This is a genomic window from Mammaliicoccus sp. F-M27, from assembly GCF_022387115.1.
GTDB lineage: Bacteria > Bacillota > Bacilli > Staphylococcales > Staphylococcaceae > Mammaliicoccus > Mammaliicoccus vitulinus.
On sequence record NZ_JAJNIE010000011.1, the window covers coordinates 54783 to 73572 of the forward strand.

The window sequence follows — 18790 nt, forward strand, 5'->3', positions numbered from 1 at the left end:
TCATTTCGTTAATTTATCAAATACAATTTTTTATAGTATAATAGCAATAATTTATTACTCAATATGAAGAGGTGCAATTGTGAAAATCGGAATTGATGCAGGAGGCACACTTATTAAAGTTGTCACTGAAATGAACAATGAAAGAACATATAAAAAGTGGTTAACTACAGAAATTGATCAAGTCGCTGAATGGTTAAGCCAATTAGATGATGTTGATATTTCCATAACTGGTGGTAAAGCACAATATTTAGATTCATTAATTAAGCATAATGTGAAACGTAGTATTGAATTTGATGCTACTTATAAAGGTATTCAACTCTTCTTAAAAGAAAACGACATTCATTTAAATACTTATATATTTTCTAATGTAGGAACGGGTACATCTATCCATTACGCTACAACACACAATCAAGAACGTGCCGGTGGTACAGGAGCTGGTGGTGGTATGATACAAGGCTTAGGTTATTTACTGACTCAAATCAGTGATTATGACGAATTAGTACAAACTGCATTAAATGGGAATAGAGACAAGATAGACTTAAAAGTGAAACACATCTATAAAGATGATAAAACGCCTATCTCAGGAGATTTAACAGCGGCAAACTTTGGGCACGTGTTACAACATATAAATGAAGATTTCCCAAAGTCAGACCGATTAGCAGCCGTAATGGGAATTGTTGGTGAAACAGTTACGACAGTTTCTATTCATGCCGCAAGACAATTCAAAACTGAAAATGTCGTGTTTATTGGTTCATCATTTATCAATAATGAATTGCTAAAAAACATTGTCGTAGATTACACTGTATTGCGCGGTTTGAATCCATACTTCATAGAAAACGGAGAATTCTCTGGCGCACTAGGTTCAATTTATTGCTAAAAAGTAAGGAGGATTTCTCATGAAAATTATAGAACCAAAGTTAAAAACAGCATTCCAGTTTGCCGAAGATAAATCATTTACGCTTTTACAATCTTCATATGACCTATATTTTAATAAAGCAAAGATTCATATGGATGAAGAAACAAGCCAAATAGATACCGTGTATTTCAATCAATGCACATTTGAATCCGTTGATTTCACGAAATTACACGCCTTAGATGTTGTGTTTAAAGGATGCGATTTATCAAATTGTACTTTCAATGACGCTTCTCTCAATAGAGTTCAATTTATCGACTGTCGTATGATGGGTGCAACATTTACAGACCTTAAACTTAAACATGTACAATTCTCTAATTGCCAATTGAAAATGAGTCAATTTTTAAACTGTAAGTTTGATCATGTACGATTCAATGAGAATCAAATGGCCGAAACTTATATTTCATTTTGCTCACAAAAATCAATGGAACTTGTACGTTGTTCACTTGAATCTTTAGAAGTCGTTGAAACATCGTTAAACAATATTGATTTATCCACTAATGAAATCGAGCAATTAATCATACAACCTTCCGACTTAAAAGGTGCCACCGTTTCAGAATACCAAGCATATGATATACTCCCATTATTCGGAGTGAGTGTGACTTCAAACTAGAAGGTGATTATTATGGATCAAATGATAGATATTTTAAAACGCTTTGGATTAAGCGAATATGGATCTAAAGCTTATATTTCTTTAGTACAAAATCCAGGTATAACAGCTTATAAATTAAGTGAAATATCAAGTGTACCTAGATCGAAAATATATGAAGCACTTAACAAAATCGAAGAACAAGGGATTGCATATTTTAACTTACAAGACCAAAAGAAATATTATTATGCATTACCTCCGAAACAAACGATTCATTTATTTGAACAAAAACAAAACGAAGAATTAGTTCAACTTGAAAAAGAAATCAACAAATTAAATATCGTAACCGAAAATACACCTATACAAATAGAAGTCCTTACAAACGAGACGACTATTTTCAATAATATTGAATACGCAATAAAAAAAGCGAATACGCAAATCACCGTTTCAATTTGGTCAGATATATATCAAATCTTAACTAAAAACATCAACAAAGACATTCATGTACAAGGCATTACTTTCCAAGTCGACCAACCAGGATATGATTTAATCAATCATCGCTACACAAATTATGTGAAAAACTCATTAACATTAAAACCATTTGTAGTGATCGTCGATGATGAATATATGATTTACGGACAGACAGCTGAAACAAATATGCGTGCATATATTAGTCGTGACCGTACACAAATAAAAATGATGAAAGATTATATATGGCATGACGTATTAGTGAATACATATGTCAGTAAATTTGAAGAAGATATAGAAGACGAAATAACCCTTAAGAGAAAAACCTTTTTCTCTTAAGGGTTATTTTATGGGATAATAATTTTACTACGTTGGGATGTAGTAACTACTTTAGTAGTCACTAATAATGTATCAAACTATTTTCCCTCCGTCAACTTTAATTGGTAAATATAATTTCTTTAATTTGTGACCGTCGCGATCTAAATATGCAAGCTCTAAATCATGTTCTCCATTAAGGTCTATAGGCATATAACTAAAAGTCATACGGCCTTCATAAGCACTATGCTTATTAAAATATGCTCGGTCTGGCGTTAATGTTTTACCATTTTTCAGTTTAAAGTCATCAGTTTGCTGTAAGACTTCATCATTTACGCGTAGAAATAAACTTGCATCAAAATTATTATAAAATTTATCTTTATAGTCAGCAGTTTTCTTAATTTTAACATCCATACTTACGAACATTTCTTTTCCTTTAACATCATAACTTAAATTACTAAATTCCATCGTTCCGACACTTATATTATGTTTATGATTGAGAATGATTTTCTCTTCAGTAAAATGATAGTCTTGATATTCTGCATTTACTTTATGATACTGAATACAACCTAAAGTAATAAGTACAACCAAAACTATAAGAGTAGCTACTAGAATTATTTTATTCTTCATTCTAACGCACCTGCTTCAATATGAACCACCTTATCTACAACACTTTCAATATCTTCAAATTGATGGGAAGCGATTAAGATTGTACATCCTTGTTGCTTTAATCTTTCAAGAATTTGTACGAGTATTTCAATACTCTTTCTATCGAGTGCATTGGTTGGTTCATCTAATACAATTAGTTCAGGATCCCCCATTAAAGTTTGAGCAATCCCTACTTTCTGTTTCATTCCTAAAGAGTACTTTCTAACTTTTCGTTTATCTTTAGGATCTAAACCAAGTTATAGTAAATATTTAGTAATTTCATTGATATCCGTTATTCCTTTTAATGCAGCTACTAATTTAAGATTTTTCAAAGCAGTAAATTCAGGTATAATACTAGGTTTCTCAATGAAGACACCTACTTTAAGTGGATATTTTGACCCAAATTTAAGTGGTTCATTATTAATGAGGACTTTCCCATCAACTTTAATCAATCCTAATATAGCTCGTAATAACATTGTCTTACCAGAACCATTACGTCCTTTAAATCCATATACCTTTCCACGCTCAATTTCTAAATTTATATTCTTTAATAACATATGATGCTGATGTTCTTTCGATACACCTATCAATTTAATCATATTTCATCATCACCTCTTTGAAATTTCATGTGATGATCACGTCCTAATTCAAATAACAACATATTCACCACGATAATAAACAGCGCACAATATAAAAAATACGTAAAAGAAAAGCCATGTATCCTCGAAATCAATGATTCATTTAAAATATTAAAATTCAAATCAAATCTTGTTGTGGCAATAATCCAAATTAACGATACCATAAAGCTTATATAAAACTTATAAGCAATGTAACTCCAAATAAATACAATCATTAAGAAATAGACACTTATGATTAAATACGATAAGTGAGCTACGTTATTCCATAGTTCTCCATCAATAATAGAAATGATTAACCATATACCTAGAATGTAAATCAAACTCATAATGAAGGGTATCATGATAAGAATTATCCATCTGCTCTTAATATTTAATAGCATTTGCCACTCTACAATATAATATTGATAGATAACATGTATAAAGCGATAAATGAAAAAAAGAGCAAGAAACATTACCAATATATATAATCCCGGTATCCTATATAAATGCATGTTTAACTCAACATCATTATTACCACGAAAAATAAAACGCCATAAACTCTCTCTTATATATGGTCTAAATAACATTAACACCAACATAAATATTCCGTTTATAATCATGAATGTTTTCCATAAACTTTGTATGACGCCAACAGTAAATTTTAGAATATTCATCGCATTATTTCCTTTTTCGTTATAATCCATTCAGCAATTAAATATATAAACATTATGAGTACCAATTGATACATAATCCATGACCAAGAAATTGAAAATAATCTTTTTGAGTCAATAATCAACCAATTCCACTTTCCACCTTGCATTATGACAAAATCTATAAACACCATCATATTTACAAATACTAATGATATTGCACGGTTAAAAAACTTTAAATACAGAGTAAGTGACAATAATGAAATCGTAAAATGACCTACTATCATCATGCAAGCTGTTACAACAAACACCATATTAAATCGAACTTGGAAGTTCATGGCAATCGTACTTGCCAACAACATTTCGACACTTAATAGTAATGATATGACACCCACATATAGCAACACATCGATCTTTAAATTCTTCCTATATTCAATAAACACTTTATGAACGAACTCATCTCGATAAAACACTATCGTCATAATAGTTAATATAGGTAAAACAACATAAGTAAGCGTAAACTTACTTAATACTAAATTTGTAAATTGAAATTCATCAGAAGGAAAATTACCCACGTTTCCCTTCTGATAGAAAGTCATTAAAGCAAAGAACAGAATATTCCACAGTAGAAATTTTGTATTAATCAATGATGTAAATCTATATTTAATCAAGTTCATATTTGCGTATACCTCTTATATAGAAATACATTGATAAACTGATAAACAATATAAAAGTTAACACAATCGGTAAAACTTCTATATACATAAATTCTGTCCTTCCCATTAAGAAATATATTGGTGGAACTATAAATGGTTTATAAGGCAAGTTTGTTAATATAATTAATAAAATTTGAAAGATAAAGGGACCAATAATTGCTAATATCCTTCTAATAGCATATAAAGAAAGTGTTATCGCAAACACATTCATGATGGCACCCCATATACCGGCCAATAAGATATATAAGAATATATATAGTAACGGCATTGCATAATATAAAGAGACACTTAAAGTCGAAAAACGATATATGCCTATTGGTTTGTTCGTAAATCTTTCCGGAAGTATATTAGGTAGTATTAAAAATTCACCTATAAAATTTATTAACAAAGGGATTATTACAAGTAGCGAAGCAATAACACTTGAGTATAAGATCACCTTTATATCTACTGACTTATTCCCGTGATTTATATATGCATGATGCAGTAAATGTTGTTTACGATCTTGTATAAAAATATCACTTACACCAACAGATACAGCTAAAGGCATAATCAATAGATAAACGATTCGAAAACCACTAGAACCATCAAATAATAAAGATTGTGTATAAGGTGTGTTTTCTAACAGTCCATAAATACCGTAAGTCTGATAAGCATCGGATAAATGCAACAGAGCAATTGTCGTTAAAATGATAAATGATATAAAGAGCTGCAACCTCATTATGCGTAATTTCATATATTTTTAAATTGTTAACACCTTCTTTTAGAACCAAAACATGGCATAATTACTTACTATCTGGACTCCAAAACACCATCACATTTTTCCCATCATGATGTTGGCAATATTATAATACTTTATAAGCATTTTTACTATAATCAGATAATATTATATTATTAATTAATTGCGATTAATTCTTAAAACAAAAAAAGACTGTTGCTATTTAGCAAAAGTCTTTTTAAATCACTATTTGTTTAATTTTCTAGCAAGGCATCGCTTTTAATACTGCTTTTGGATCTGTAATTGTACCAATCATACCTGATTTCAAGTTAATACCTAAAGCGATATTTTCTTGTTTCAAGTCTTCTAACCATTCTTCAAATACTTCTGTTTCTACTTCGATAATATCGTATTCTTCAAAGTCATCACGTTGTACTTTTTCAGCGAGTTTACGTGTACTCCAAACAGTCATCATGTTCGGCAAACTTGCATCTTCTTCTGATACAATGATGAATTGTTTTTGCCCCTTAACTGTTAACCCGTATACATAACTTTCATAACAAATATCTTCTGCAAACTCATCAATTCGGATATCATCTAGCTCACTCATAATTTCTTCAATAAATGAAATTGCTTCTAATTCTATTCCCTTGTTATTTTCATATTTTTCTATGATGAATTTATCTTCTTCATCTAGAATGTCATCCATTTCATATGTTACAAATCTGTCTAGATCTAATTCCATAATTTTATCATATTGAGTTATGTTAAACTCTTTTAAATATGATTCAGCAAATTCTTTTTTCGACCAAATAAGACGGTTGTCTGTATTTTCATCTCTTAGAATCTTGCGATCAATTAAAACAACGTAAAATTTTTCTTTAGCTAATATTTGTTTGAACATAGACATATCCTGGATAGCCATTGTCATACCACCCTTATTTTTATATTTAATCCCAATAAAATATAGTATAGTTAAAAGGTATAAGTCAATAAAAATTACATTAAATGAAGAAAAATTTTTATTCGCTGTTTTTACTTAGTTCTTCAAGAAATGATTGTTCTCTTTCTAAAGCTTTAGATTCGTTTTCTGCATGCCATATTCCAGCAAATCTTGACTTCACTTTACCTTTACCAAAGTAATCTCCATCATAGTAAGAAAGTGGATATAAATATCCTTCTTCGATGTATTTTTTGATTGTATTTATGAAATGTGTATTATCCCCTTTAGCGTGATAACTTAAAAATTTGTGGAATCCTTTGTTCAATCGTTCATTAAGTAAAAGCATGCTCGTTGAGCCATTTTGTCTAAAGTTTAAATCAATCGCAAATATTTGTTCATCTTTATCGATTAATAGGTCAAAACCTGAAACGCCTTTATACCCATGCTCTACACCTTTTTTCATAATTTCGCACCCTGCATCTATTACACTTTTCGGTACTTCTTTTGAATTGATGTTGCCATTATAAAAGCCATATTTATCCGTGAGTTGTTTTACAGCGCCTATATATTGAATACCTGTTTTTTCACTATACGCATATTGTACACAATAATTTTCGATTTCTTCTATAAATTGCTCAATGATAATTTGCTTTGTGTCAGTAGCTTCTTTAATGCGTGATATTGCTTTTTGTAAGTCTTCTTCATTATAACATATCATCACGCCGTAACCGCCGGCAGTGGGCAACTCATCACCTGGTTTAAGAACGACTGGTAGTTTCCAACTTTTCATTTTTTCTTCAAAGTCTTTACTATTTACTATTTCTCGCTTAGGTAAATATTTACCATCTGTCCATTGGTCTAATTTAGATTTATTATTTAAGTCTATAAACCGTGATTTATGGACTGCATATAAGTCATCTTCACACAAATGTTCTCCATGAATATATTGGAAAAATATTTTCTTATTATCATGGGTTAATTGTTGAATTAAATTCTCATAACTCTCTCTGTCTTTATAAGTATAAATATTATTTGGAATTTCCACATTTACTAATTTTAATAAACTTTTAACATTATTGGTTAAACATGCTTCATGAACGATCATAGGCATATTACTTATGATTAATTCTCTAGCAGTTAAAAAATCGGATTGTGCTTCTTCAGTTATTAACCATGGATTATCTTCATATGAAGGTCTCGAATTATAAACGACATAATCTCCATACAAATCTTTAAGTGTTAATGTTAGTGGCTTCCCATACTCATTTTTCATAATAAGTTCTCCCTTAACGTTTGATGATGCTCGATAATTTCATTTCTAAGGGACGCGTTTTCTATAAGTTCTAAACCCATTGAGGCTAGTATTTTCGCACCACTTATTAATGCTTTATCGCCTTGCTTACTGGCAGCTGCCTGACAAAATTCTTTCGTGTGGCCGACTAGATTAGATGGTCCTATTTTAATGTGTGGATGTATAGTCGGTACGATATGACTTACATTCCCTGTATCTGTCGAACCGAAACCAAAATCATCATCAATTACTGCTTCACCAATATTTTCAGCGTGTTTTCTAAACAATTCATCTAGAGGTTTATTAATAATGAATTCATTCACACCATTTTGTATTGGTCGCAATTCATATGTACCACCCGTTTGTATAGCTGCCCCTTCAGCTATTTTGCGTACTTTATCTGTCAGCACATCTAATTGTTTACGAGAAGTCGCACGTGTATAGAAACGTGCATGCGTGAAATCAGGAATAATATTCGCCGCTTCTCCCCCATTTAAAATAACGCCATGTACTTTATCTGTTTTTTTAATTTGTTGTCTTAACATACTTACCCCATTAAAAAATGACAACATAGCATCGAGTGCATTTACAGCTTCAAAAGCGTTCTCAGAAGCATGCGCACTTTTCCCATAGAACTTCACATCAAATACGTCAACAGCCAGTGAAGGCACTGTTACATAAGTCTCATGCCCTGGATGTACCATTAGCGCGACATCGATGTTATCTATAACGCCTGCTTTAACATAACTCGCTTTGGCACTACCGTTAATACCGCCTTCTTCAGCTGGACAACCTAGTACAACGACTTTACCACCTACTTGATCCACAACTTTAGACAAACTTATACCGGCTAATACACTAGACGTTCCGATAATGTTATGGCCACACGCATGACCTAGTCCAGGTAGTGCATCGTATTCAGCTAAATAAGCAATCGTAGGTCCTTCTTTGTTAGAATCATATGTCGCAATGAAACCTGTTGGATGATTCGCAATGTTTTTCTCTATTTTAAAATGATGACTTTTCAATTGATCACTTAATAATCGAGATGCAAAAACTTCTTCATTCCCTAGTTCAGGACGTTCATGAATTTGATGACTCATTGATAAATACAGGTGCTTATTCTGTTCTATATAATTTATAATATTTTGTGATAAATTGCTCATTAACGATTCACCTTTCCAATATAAAGGCGCACTACTTTGTAAGGAGTGCGCCAATCGATCATTTATCTTCCAGTTAACAACTGTAGGAATTGGCACCTTTCCATCATAGGAGGTTGCTGGACTTCATCGGGCCCTTCCCTCAGTCACTCTTGATAATACGTATGAAATTTGATTTTAATTCTAACCTTACCACTCGGATATGTCAATGATTTGTCGCAATATCATTTGACTTTAAATACCATTTCTCTGCTTTTTTCTCAAACTCTTTAATCATACTATCTTTACCTTTATAGTATTCGTCACTATCACCAGGATAATCGACAACTAAATCATGTTTTAAGCGACTATATCTTTCTCTCTCTCCGTTAAAAGTTCTTAAATAATCTCTAAAAGATAATAATCTTAATATATGTGGACTATCTTCATCATATATATGTAAGTGGTGAGAAACCTCTCCATAATTATCGTATTTTTTAAAATACCTATTTCCGATGACACCACGTTCACCTTTAGATTCATATCCTAAAGCTGATAATTCTTGGGTAAACGCATCAATAGCTTTACTATCTTTTACCACTATTAATATATCTATAATCGGCTTCGCAGATAATCCAGGAATTGCCGTTGACCCAATATGCTCTATGTTTATACTATGTTCTTTCAATAACGACTGTAAATGTTTTTTCTCTTCAAGAAAAAGATGTTGCCATATACTGTCGTAAGGGACTACTTGTAACCTTTCCATCTCTTCACCTAATTTCAGAATAATTTATTATATTATCTTATAAAGTAACACATAAAGAAAGTAAAAGAAATCTGAATTGATTGTTTTTTCAAAACTTAGTTGATATAATCAATCCGAAATCAAAGGAGGAATCTTCATGACAAAAATGAATGTTGAAAGTTTTAATTTAGATCATACGATAGTAGACGCACCATTTGTAAGACTTGCTGGAATCAAAGAAGGACAAAATGGTGATGTTATTCATAAATATGATATTCGTTTCAAACAACCAAACAAAGAACATATGGAAATGCCTGCATTACACTCATTAGAACATTTAATGGCAGAAAACATTAGAAACCATACTGACAAAGTAGTAGACGTAAGTCCAATGGGTTGTCAAACAGGTTTCTATGCTTCATTTATAAACCATGATGATTATGACGATGTACTTTCTATTTTAGAAAAAACATTGAAAGATGTTGAAAAAGCAACTGAAGTGCCAGCTTGTAATGAAGTACAATGCGGTTGGGCTGCAAGTCACTCATTAGAAGGCGCTCAACAATTAGCAACTGAATTTTTAGCTAAAAAAGATAGCTGGAAAAATATTTTTAAAGAAGATTAATAAAATAAAAGATCTCCTCATTAGGTTAAGCCTAGTGAGGAGATCTTTTATTTTACATTTTTCTTACTAATTTAATGAGTACATATTGTAAAGGTAGTCTTCCCCACAATGCCCATTTTGGTAATACTTTGCCGTTTAATGGAATATTTTTTTGTGCCATATAAACGTTTGCTGGAAATACTGCTACTAAGAACCATTCGATTAGTTTTTTAGTTAGCTCACTTGGCTTTTTCAATATTAAAAGTAAACCAAATATGATTTCCATTACGCCAGTTATCCAAATAATCGCTTTTTTAAATGGTAAATAACTTGGTACAATGGCTTCAAAACCTTCTGATCTTACAAAATGCATAACACCAGCAAAAGTAAATCCTATTCCAAAAATTCGTCTAACCCATTTCATTACTTAATCCCCATTTCCTTTAAATAACTTTTCCCGAATTTAGGTAATGTTACTTTAAAGTTATCGGCAATTGTTGCACCTATTGAGCTAAATGTATTATCTCCAGATAATTCACGATACTCATTTATACTTGGACTAAATATTAATAACGGTACATATTCACGTGTATGATCTGTTCCAGGCGCCGTTGGATCATTGCCGTGGTCAGCAGTAATGATGACTAAATCATCTTTTTGCAAGGCAGATTGTAGCTCTTCTAGTCGATTGTCAAACGCTTTAATAGCTTGAGCATAGCCTTCTTTATCTCTTCTATGACCATATAAAGCATCGAAATCAACTAAGTTTAAGAAACTGATTCCTGTAAAATCACTTTTCACAACATCGATAAGTTTATCCATGCCATCCATGTTATCTTTTGTTCTAATAGATTTTGTAACGCCTTCGCCATCATAGATGTCATTAATTTTACCGATTGCAATAACATCATAGTCAGCATCTTTCAAAGTATTCATAACTGTTTCGCCAAATGGTTTCAATGCATAGTCATGTCTATTTGAAGTTCTTGTGAAATTACCTGGTTCTCCTACATATGGACGTGCAATAATTCTACCTATTAAATATTTTGGATCTTTTGTTAATTCTCTTACTTTCTCACAAATATCATATAATTCTTCTAAAGGAATAACATCTTCATGAGCAGCAATTTGTAAGACTGGGTCTGCTGAAGTATAAACAATTAAATCGCCTGTTTCCATTTGATGTTTACCATATTCATCGATAATCTCTGTACCAGAAGCTGGTTTATTAGCGACAACTTTTCTACCAGTCATTGATTCAATTTCTTTAACTAACTCTTCTGGAAAACCTTCTGGATAAACTTTAAATGGTTTATCGATATTTAAGCCCATGATTTCCCAATGTCCTGTCATTGTATCTTTGCCTACTGAAGCTTCACTTAATTTAGTGTAAAAAGCTTCTGGCTGATCCACTTTATTAACAACTGGTAAATCAGCTATATTGCCTAGTCCTAATTTTTCAAGGTTAGGCAAAGTTTCATTAAAACCTTCAAGTGTATGTTTTAATGTATGTGAACCTTCGTCACCGAATGCTTTAGCATCTGGTGCTTCCCCTATTCCTACTGAATCCATTACAATTAAATGAATACGTTTAAAACGGTTTGTCATTTGACACACTCCTAATCTGTAATCACTTTATGGATTAAAGTTGGTTGAACTTGTTCATCAGAAATTGTGATGTTCTCTAATATTTTAGACTCTACATCTTCAACATCTTTATTATTAGCATAAATAGTAACTAACGATTCACCTTTTTCAACTTTATCTCCAACTTTTTTATTTAATACTAAACCGACTGCCAAGTCAATTATATCATCCTTTGTTGCTCTACCTGCACCTAAGAGCATTGAAGCTACTCCGATTTCATCAGCTACGATATGAGATACATAACCTGATTCTTGTGCTTTAACTTCGAATGTATATTGAGCTTGTGGTAATTTAGATAAGTCTTCTACGACTGATCCGTCTCCACCTTGGTTTTCAAGGAATACTTTGAATTTTTCTAAAGCTTTACCATTTTGAATTACTTCTAAAAGTTTTTCTCTCGCTTCATCTAAAGTTTCTGCTTTTTTAGCTAGTACAACCATTTGAGATCCTAAAGTTAATACAAGTTCCGTTAAATCCTCTGGTCCTTCACCTTTTAGTGTTTCAATCGCTTCTTTTACTTCTAATCCATTACCGATAGCTCTTCCTAAAGGCTGGCTCATATCAGAAATGATAGCCATCGTATTTCTACCTACATTATTCCCGATTTTAACCATTGCATGCGCAAGTAATTCAGAATCTTCAATTGTCTTCATAAATGCACCGGCGCCTGTTTTAACATCTAATACAATTGCGTCTGCTCCGGCTGCAATCTTTTTACTCATGATTGATGAAGCGATAAGCGGAATAGAGTTTACAGTTCCTGTTACATCTCTTAAGCTATAAAGCTTTTTATCAGCCGGCGTTAAATTGCCTGATTGACCAATAACTGCAACTTTATCTTTATTAACTAAATTGATAAAATCTTGTTCAGTGATTTCTACATGGAAACCTTCAACAGCTTCTAATTTATCAATCGTACCACCTGTATGACCTAAACCTCGACCACTCATCTTAGCAACTGGTACATCAAGCGCTGCTACTAATGGTGCCAACACAAGCGTAGTTGTATCTCCTACTCCACCTGTAGAATGTTTATCAACTTTTATACCTTCAATTTCTGACAAGTCGATTTGATCGCCTGACTCAACCATAGCCATTGTTAAATGAGCACGCTCATCATCAGTCATATCTTGAAAGTATATTGCCATTGCTAAACTTGATGCTTGATAATCTGGTATTTCTCCCGATGTATAACCTTTAACAAAATACTCAATTTCTTCTTTCGTTAATGCTTTCCCGTCACGTTTCTTTGCAATTACATCTACCATTCTCATAGTTATTACCCTCCTGTTTATAAATGAATACGCTTACCTTCAACACAAAATATTAAAGGTACTAAAATAGTACCTTTAATTTTAGTAATCTGAATCAGATGATTCACCTTTTAAAATTTTCACGCCTGCTGAAGCGCCAATACGAGTTGCACCATTATCAATCATAGTTTTAACATCTTCGTATGATCGGATACCGCCAGAAGCTTTGACGCCTAAATCTGGACCTACTATTTCTCTCATCAATTTGATATCTTCTGCAGTTGCACCACCAGTTGAGAAACCAGTTGAAGTTTTAACGAAATCTGCACCAGCTGCTAAAGCTAATTCACAAGCTCTTACTTTTTCAGCGTCTGTTAATAAAGAAGTTTCAATAATGACTTTAGTCGTTACGCCATTAGCTGCAGAAATGACGCTTTCAATATCTTTTTTAACATCTTCATCTCTACCATCTTTCAATGCACCAATGTTAATGACCATATCTACTTCTGAAGCACCTTTTTTAATCGCATCTTCTGTTTCGAATGCTTTAACTTCACTTGTAGTTGCGCCAAGTGGAAATCCGATTACAGTACATACAAGTACATCTGAACCTTCTAGAACTTTTTTAGCATGTGCAACATGTGTAGGATTAACACATACTGATTTGAAACCATATTCTTTCGCTTCTTCTAATAAAGCATCAATTTGTTCCAAAGTTGTATCTGGTTTTAAAGCTGTGTGATCGATATATCTAGCTAATGACATATTGAATCCTCCTAATATTTTTATATTAACTTCATTATAAATGAGCTTTGAACATTTGTAAAATGATACAAGAAAATTTGTTCATCAATCGATTAATGCCTGTGCTGTGTACTGGTCGGTGATTAAAATATTGCTCAATTGACCTTCAAGTGCCCCTCTAATTGCTTCTACTTTATGCTCACCTCCAGCAACTAACACACTATTTTCAATTTCTTTTAGTGCATCCAATTCAATTCCAATTGTACGTTGATTAATTGCTTGATCTGCTACTTTTCCATGTTCATTATAAAATCTTGAGCAAATATCTCCTACTGCTGTTTTCTTAAGTCTTTCTTTTTCTTCTTCATTCAAAAATCCAAGTTTAAATAATAGGGACGAATCTCTCACTGTTCCAACTGTGAAAATAGCTATATCTACTTGTCTACCTTGTTCTAAAATAGATTTAATATGCCGATCTTTTTCAACCATTTCTTTCACTTCTTTAACATCGAAAATTACAGGCAAAGGCAAATCTCGTGGTGTGGCATTATATGCTTGTGCAAATCTTTCAAGTATTTGGTGACTTCGTGTATCTACATGAGAAAAACTAATACCACCTTTCAACTGTATAATACCAATATCTTTCAAATGACTTTGTTCCAAATATTGAGAAACTTGGTACATCGTTTTACCCCAACTGATTCCAATCTTGTCTCCGCTTTTTACAATTTTCTTTAAATATTCTGCAGTTCTTTTACCGATGGCGCTTTGTACATTTAAATAGTCATTGTATGATGCATGTTCGACAATACAATCTTTTAAATTATATTTTGATTTTATGAGTAAAGCTAAACTTTCAGCATTTTGATACGGATCATCAATCTTAATCGTGACGAAGCCATGATCTTTCGCATGATTTAATAACCTTGATACAGTAGGTCTTGATATATTCATCTTTTTAGCAATTGCTTCTTGACTCATTCCTTCTTGATAATAGAGCTTTGCAATTTTGATACTATCCTTGTTCTTTTGTAAATCCATCCCTATTCACCACTTTCTTTCATTCTTATCGTACAAAAATTCGCAAAAAATTGAAACAAATGTTATCTTTAAATTGAAAAAACTTTTATATTTAAAGGAGAAGATAGTTATGACTCAAGGGACACCACATATTCAACCAAATGGTGTAAAAATTGCTAAGACAGTACTAATGCCAGGGGATCCATTACGTGCTAAATTTATCGCAGAAAATTTCTTAGAAAATGTCGAACAATTTAACGACGTAAGAAATATGTTAGGTTATACAGGAACATATAAAGGCAAAGAAGTATCCGTAATGGGTTCAGGAATGGGTATTGCTTCAATTGGTATTTATTCATACGAGCTTTATAATTTCTTTGATGTAGATACAATTATCCGAATTGGTTCATGTGGTGCCATGCAAGAAAATATCAACTTATATGATATTATCATTGCACAAGGAGCTTCTACTAACTCACGTTATGTTGATCAATTTAATGTACCAGGTTATTTCGCGCCAATCGCAGACTTCGGATTAGTTTCAAGCGCTAAAAACAAAGCAGACGAAATCGGTGCAACAACACACGTTGGTAATATATTCTCAAGTGATATATTCTATAACGCGGATACAGAAGTAACGAGCAAATGGGCTAAATTAGGTATTTTAGGTGTTGAAATGGAATCAGCTGGATTATACGTTAACGCTGCAGCAGCTGGTAAAAAAGCTTTAGGAATCTTCACAGTAAGTGACCACTTACTTAGAGATGAAGCTACAACAGCAGAAGAAAGACAAAATTCATTCACTCAAATGATGGAAATCGCTCTAGAAATAGCTGAATAATTATAAATATAGAATAAGAGTCTGGATGCAAACACCCAACTCAAAATAAAAAACAACTCATTTCACTGATTTATTCAGCTAGAAATGAGTTGTTTTTTGTTTTTTAAAATCTACGATTTTGTTCGTGCATGCTTGCCTAGGGTACGCTTCATCGTATACCACATGCTTCTGCAACAACTTCAACAATGTGTTTTACTTTTATATTTTCTTCTAACCCTTCTTTTTTTACACCGAGCAACATTTGTAAATGACAACCTGGATTAGATGTAATGATTAACTGCGGTTCGACTTCTTTGACGTGTGACATTTTTCTATCGAGTATGTCCATTGATGCATCATAATTCACGATATTATAAATACCTGCTGAACCACAGCATATATCTTTTTCTGGCAAGACTTTATAATCAAGTCCTTTAATTCGTTGTATAATTTTCTCAGGTTCATTAAATACGTGTTGCACGTTTTGTAAGTGACATGATGGTTGATATGTTGCTTTTATGTTAATTGGAATGTCTAAATTCAAATTAATATTGTCTAATATGACTGAAATATCTCTTACTTTTCCAACAAATTTTTCTGCGCGCGCTTTCCAACTTTCATCATCTCTCAATAAATGATCATATTCAATTAATGATGCACCACATCCGCCTATAGCATTCACATAATAGTCTACATCATATTTTTCAAGTGCTTCTATATTTAGTTTAGCTAGTTTTTTTGATTTTTCCATTTCTCCTGCATGGTGTTGAAGTGCGCCACAACAAGTTTGCTGTTTAATTTCTACAACTTGTATATCATGTGCTTGTAATATTTTAATTGCTAAATCATTTATATTTGAGAAAAATGCATCCATCATACAACCTCTAAAGAAACCTACTGTTATTTTCTTAGTTCTAAATGGATTTTGTGTTTGCGTCTTTTCTTTTTTTACTGGTGGTAATATTGCTGCCATGTTACCCAGTCTTTCGGGTAATACATCTAATGCTTTTGTCTTATTTATAACAGTCGATATTAAAGGCGTATGATATAACTTCAATCCTTGATACATAATATCTAACATATAATTACGTTCTAAAAATAATGACATAAGTCGAGTATCTAATTTTTTATTTCTTTTTTCTCTTAATACTTCAACGGCAGACTCATATATATCACCATACTTTACATCAGTTGGACAAACTGTTTCACATTGTCTGCATCCTAAGCATAAGTCTATCGCTTCTTCTAAATCTTTTAATGTTACTTTTCCTTCTACAGCGTATTTAACTAAATTAATCCTGCCACGTGGTGAATGTTTTTCTTCTTTCATTGTTAAATATGTAGGGCACGATGGTAAACAAAATCCACATTGCACACAATCAAAAGTCGCATCATAATCCAATTTATCTATTAAATTACTCGTCATGGACTAATACAAACCTTTCATTCTCGTCTGGGAATATTTTTCCTGGATTCAGACGATTATTTGGATCTAGTGCTTGTTTCACATCTTTCATAAACTTCATTCCAGCTTCATCAAATTCATTGTACATAAATGGCTTTTTAAATAAGCCGATACCATGTTCTCCACTTAAAGTGCCACCGAGTTTTAAGGAAGCTTTAAATATTTCAGCAACCGCTTTTTCTGCACGCTTCATTTCTTCAGGTTTACGTTTATCGGTAATAATATTCGGATGTAAGTTCCCATCACCTGCATGTCCGAATACGACTAAATTTAAATCATATGCTTGCCTAATTCTCTCTATTTCTTCAAAAAATGCTGGTATTTGGCTAATAGGAACACTCGTATCTTCGCTAATTTTAGTTGGCCCAAATTTTACAATTGCTGGTGATACAAGTTTTCTAACTTCCCATAATTCTGAAGCTTGTTGCTCATCTTGTGCAATAATCATTTTACAACCTGGTAATGATGCACACGTTTCTTCGATAATTTTCATTTCTGCTTCCAAAGCTAAAGGATGTCCGTCCAGTTCAACTAATAATAACGATTCAGAATCAGCTGTAATATTCTCAATAGGATGCGTAGATAAAACGGCATCTACACAATATTTATCCATTATCTCAATTTTAGAAGGTAGTATACCTGACCTTAAAATTTTAGAAACTGCTTTTCCTGAAGTAATAAAATCATCAAACTGAAGCATCGCCGTTTTAGTATCGATTGGTTTAGGAATAAGTTGTAAAGTCGCTTTCGTAATAATACCGAGTGTCCCTTCAGATCCAACTATTAACTTAGTCATATCATAGCCTGTTACATTTTTCACAGTGCGTCCCCCACAATGAATCACATCACCATTTGCCGTAACAACTTCTAAACCGACAACATAATCTTTTGTTACACCGTATTTTAAACATCTCGGGCCACCAGCATTTTCAGCTAAATTTCCTCCGATAGTCGATATTCTAGAACTTGAAGGATCTGGTGGATACATGAGACCATAAGATTCTGCTACTTTATGAATCTTTTCAGTAATAACACCTGGTGAAACTTCCATCATTAAATCATTCTCATAAACTGTAATGTCATTGTCCCATCTTGAAAAATCAAGTACGAGACCACCATGAACAGCTAGTGGACCGCCACTCAAACTCGTACCGCTTCCTCTTGGATAAATTGGCACATCATATTCATTACACAATTTAACAATATGTACCACTTCTTCTGTAGACATTGGCTGACATATAATATCAGGCATATACTCTCCAAATGAAGCATCAAAACTATAACTTGAAAGATCAGCAACTTCTATAGAAACACGCCCATCGTCCAATTGTTTCTTTAAAGCTTTATAAAGTTCTTCCATGTTATCCCCCCTAAATATCTAAATGTAATTGTGTTTATGATAGCACTGTTTTATGTAATTTTCACTTCATGTGAATACGGTTTCAACAAGGAGAATAGTAGACGCGCACGACTACACTAGGC

General features: G+C 32.5%; 19 protein-coding genes, 1 pseudogene and 1 riboswitch. Of the genes and pseudogenes, 5 read left to right on the forward strand and 15 right to left on the reverse strand.

Annotated elements, in window-relative coordinates:
* Positions 1-79: 79 nt before the first annotated feature.
* The 3 genes from coaW to LQ598_RS10915 are packed head-to-tail and all read left to right on the forward strand — an operon-like array spanning position 80 to position 2309.
* The gene (gene coaW / locus LQ598_RS10905) at positions 80-877 is read left to right on the forward strand and encodes a type II pantothenate kinase (RefSeq protein ID WP_107557032.1); all 798 of its coding nucleotides are present in this window, start codon (positions 80-82) and stop codon (positions 875-877) included.
* A 19-nt stretch (positions 878-896) separates the two neighbouring features.
* A complete protein-coding gene (locus tag LQ598_RS10910) occupies positions 897-1526 on the forward strand; it encodes a pentapeptide repeat-containing protein (protein ID WP_107559261.1) in 630 nt (209 codons plus the stop codon).
* Positions 1527-1538: 12 nt separating this feature from the next.
* A complete protein-coding gene (locus LQ598_RS10915; RefSeq protein ID WP_103322363.1) occupies positions 1539-2309 on the forward strand; it encodes a TrmB family transcriptional regulator in 771 nt (256 codons plus the stop codon).
* A gap of 72 nt (positions 2310-2381) precedes the next feature.
* Here the strand turns inward: LQ598_RS10915 and LQ598_RS10920 are convergent, their stop codons facing one another.
* The 8 genes and pseudogenes from LQ598_RS10920 to LQ598_RS10960 form a co-directional block, all read right to left on the reverse strand.
* The gene (locus LQ598_RS10920) at positions 2382-2915 is read right to left on the reverse strand and encodes a hypothetical protein (protein ID WP_107559260.1); all 534 of its coding nucleotides are present in this window, start codon (positions 2913-2915) and stop codon (positions 2382-2384) included.
* Positions 2912-3532: pseudogene (locus tag LQ598_RS13815) on the reverse strand (ABC transporter ATP-binding protein). The gene LQ598_RS10920 and the pseudogene LQ598_RS13815 overlap by 4 nt, the downstream one beginning before the upstream one ends.
* 688 nt (positions 3533-4220) lie before the next feature.
* On the reverse strand, positions 4221-4775 hold the full coding sequence (locus tag LQ598_RS10935; protein WP_239745502.1) for a hypothetical protein: 555 nt from the start codon (positions 4773-4775) through the stop codon (positions 4221-4223).
* A gap of 88 nt (positions 4776-4863) precedes the next feature.
* Entirely contained in the window at positions 4864-5649 is a 786-nt protein-coding gene (locus LQ598_RS10940; protein ID WP_226908901.1) for a hypothetical protein, read from the reverse strand.
* Between the two features lie 244 nt (positions 5650-5893).
* Entirely contained in the window at positions 5894-6556 is a 663-nt protein-coding gene (locus LQ598_RS10945) for a DUF2750 domain-containing protein (RefSeq protein WP_107537098.1), read from the reverse strand.
* 97 nt (positions 6557-6653) lie between these two features.
* Complete coding sequence (gene ldmS, locus LQ598_RS10950; protein WP_107557026.1) at positions 6654-7847, reverse strand: L-aspartate--L-methionine ligase LdmS; 1194 nt, start codon at positions 7845-7847, stop codon at positions 6654-6656.
* Positions 7844-9031 carry a M20 family metallopeptidase gene (locus LQ598_RS10955; protein WP_107557025.1) on the reverse strand — a complete coding sequence of 396 codons (1188 nt, stop codon included), beginning with the start codon at positions 9029-9031 and terminating at the stop codon, positions 7844-7846. The genes ldmS and LQ598_RS10955 overlap by 4 nt, the downstream gene beginning before the upstream one ends.
* A 59-nt stretch (positions 9032-9090) precedes the next feature.
* Positions 9091-9190, reverse strand: a riboswitch (SAM riboswitch).
* A gap of 43 nt (positions 9191-9233) precedes the next feature.
* Positions 9234-9776 carry a GrpB family protein gene (locus tag LQ598_RS10960; RefSeq protein ID WP_016911952.1) on the reverse strand — a complete coding sequence of 181 codons (543 nt, stop codon included), beginning with the start codon at positions 9774-9776 and terminating at the stop codon, positions 9234-9236.
* 136 nt (positions 9777-9912) lie between these two features.
* Between LQ598_RS10960 and LQ598_RS10965 the strand changes: the two genes are divergently transcribed.
* Entirely contained in the window at positions 9913-10380 is a 468-nt protein-coding gene (locus LQ598_RS10965; protein ID WP_107557024.1) for an S-ribosylhomocysteine lyase, read from the forward strand.
* A gap of 52 nt (positions 10381-10432) precedes the next feature.
* On the opposite strand, the gene LQ598_RS10970 is transcribed toward LQ598_RS10965, so the two are convergent.
* The 5 genes from LQ598_RS10970 to LQ598_RS10990 all read right to left on the reverse strand — a co-directional run bounded on the left by LQ598_RS10970 (position 10433) and on the right by LQ598_RS10990 (position 15044).
* Positions 10433-10783 (reverse strand): DoxX family protein, encoded by a 351-nt coding sequence (locus tag LQ598_RS10970; RefSeq protein ID WP_016911950.1) that lies wholly within the window; start codon positions 10781-10783, stop codon positions 10433-10435.
* Positions 10783-11967 (reverse strand): phosphopentomutase, encoded by a 1185-nt coding sequence (gene deoB / locus LQ598_RS10975; protein WP_107557023.1) that lies wholly within the window; start codon positions 11965-11967, stop codon positions 10783-10785. The genes LQ598_RS10970 and deoB overlap by 1 nt, the downstream gene beginning before the upstream one ends.
* A gap of 11 nt (positions 11968-11978) precedes the next feature.
* Complete coding sequence (locus tag LQ598_RS10980; RefSeq protein ID WP_016911948.1) at positions 11979-13280, reverse strand: pyrimidine-nucleoside phosphorylase; 1302 nt, start codon at positions 13278-13280, stop codon at positions 11979-11981.
* 81 nt (positions 13281-13361) lie between these two features.
* Entirely contained in the window at positions 13362-14024 is a 663-nt protein-coding gene (gene deoC / locus LQ598_RS10985) for a deoxyribose-phosphate aldolase (protein ID WP_107557022.1), read from the reverse strand.
* A gap of 84 nt (positions 14025-14108) precedes the next feature.
* Entirely contained in the window at positions 14109-15044 is a 936-nt protein-coding gene (locus tag LQ598_RS10990; RefSeq protein WP_107557021.1) for a sugar-binding transcriptional regulator, read from the reverse strand.
* Between the two features lie 109 nt (positions 15045-15153).
* On the opposite strand from LQ598_RS10990, the gene deoD reads away from it, so the two are divergent.
* Entirely contained in the window at positions 15154-15864 is a 711-nt protein-coding gene (deoD, locus tag LQ598_RS10995; RefSeq protein ID WP_016911945.1) for a purine-nucleoside phosphorylase, read from the forward strand.
* Between the two features lie 148 nt (positions 15865-16012).
* Here deoD and LQ598_RS11000 read toward each other — a convergent pair whose 3' ends face one another.
* Positions 16013-17269 carry a (Fe-S)-binding protein gene (locus LQ598_RS11000; RefSeq protein ID WP_107557020.1) on the reverse strand — a complete coding sequence of 419 codons (1257 nt, stop codon included), beginning with the start codon at positions 17267-17269 and terminating at the stop codon, positions 16013-16015.
* Positions 17259-18668: an FAD-binding oxidoreductase gene (locus tag LQ598_RS11005; RefSeq protein ID WP_107557019.1), complete on the reverse strand. Its 1410-nt coding sequence runs from the start codon at positions 18666-18668 to the stop codon at positions 17259-17261. The genes LQ598_RS11000 and LQ598_RS11005 overlap by 11 nt, the downstream gene beginning before the upstream one ends.
* Between the last annotated feature and the right edge of the window lie 122 nt (positions 18669-18790).